General features: G+C 48.9%; 2 protein-coding genes. One reads left to right on the top strand and one right to left on the bottom strand.

The window, feature by feature from the left end:
• Window positions 1-18: 18 nt before the first annotated feature.
• A complete protein-coding gene (locus tag ASC50_RS01370; RefSeq protein WP_056928608.1) occupies window positions 19-729 on the top strand; it encodes a hypothetical protein in 711 nt (236 codons plus the stop codon).
• 122 nt (window positions 730-851) lie between these two features.
• Here the strand turns inward: ASC50_RS01370 and ASC50_RS06645 are convergent.
• On the bottom strand, window positions 852-953 hold a 102-nt coding region (locus ASC50_RS06645; protein WP_420885200.1), incomplete at its 5' end, for a glutamine amidotransferase-related protein.

The following is a 953-nucleotide window of genomic DNA, read 5'->3' as shown; positions in this document are numbered from 1 at the left end:
TTTGTTATTTCATGAGCAGTGGGCCCGTTCCCCATTTATCTGGCTATCGACAATACCCCCCTCAGTTTCACGCCATGGGCAGAGGAGAGCATCCCGCTTGGCTTGCCTGTTTACATGAAAGGGATAAACCTGCAAGCCGGTTGGGTGTGGGCATTCGGCGGTCCGAAGAAGCCGCGCAAGCCACGTCCGTCCGACTTCAAAGCCAGCGTGGCTCCGCTTGCGGTGCCTGAGCCTGCGCCAATCCGTCCCGAACCGCTGCGAGATGTTGTGGGTATTGTGCTGATTGAAGAAGAAGAAGTGGTTGAAGAACCGATTCCGGTGGTTGAAGTGACACCGGTTGAAGAACCGGTTGAAGTGGCACCGGTTGAAGAACCGGCACCGGTGGTTGAAGAAGTGGTCGAAACAGTTCCGGAAGTGGTTGTACCACCGGCACCGGAGCATAACGACACCGTATATAGAGTGCAAGTGCTCGCCCGCAAAGACACCCCGCTTGCAGATTATGCGAACTACTTCCGGGAAAATTATCAGTTAGACGACATTGTAGAAGAGAAATACAGTGTGAACGGCAACATCTACTATCAATATGTGTGCACAAAAGAATGCACCACGAAAGCGGAAGCCCGCAAATGGCGGTTAGAGGTAACAGCCAGAGGCGTTTCCACAGCATGGTCTATCCTCTACAAAGGCAAAGACCGCATACTGCCAAAAGGAGAAATACGACTGAATTAGAGTTTAGTTATTAGAGTTTAGTTATGGAATGCCTTTCATTTCTGCATCCCATAACTAAACTCTAAACTCTAATAACTAAACTCTAACTCTAAACTCAAACTCTAAACTCTAAACTCTAATAACTAAACTCTAAAAAAGGCTTTTACTATTGCTTTTCCGTGCGGCGTGAGGACGGATTCGGGGTGAAATTGCACGCCGTGTACATCGTAGGTGCGGTGTTGTAA

The organism is Candidatus Symbiothrix dinenymphae, from assembly GCF_001431085.1.
This window is presented reverse-complemented; position numbering and strand designations above follow the sequence as displayed.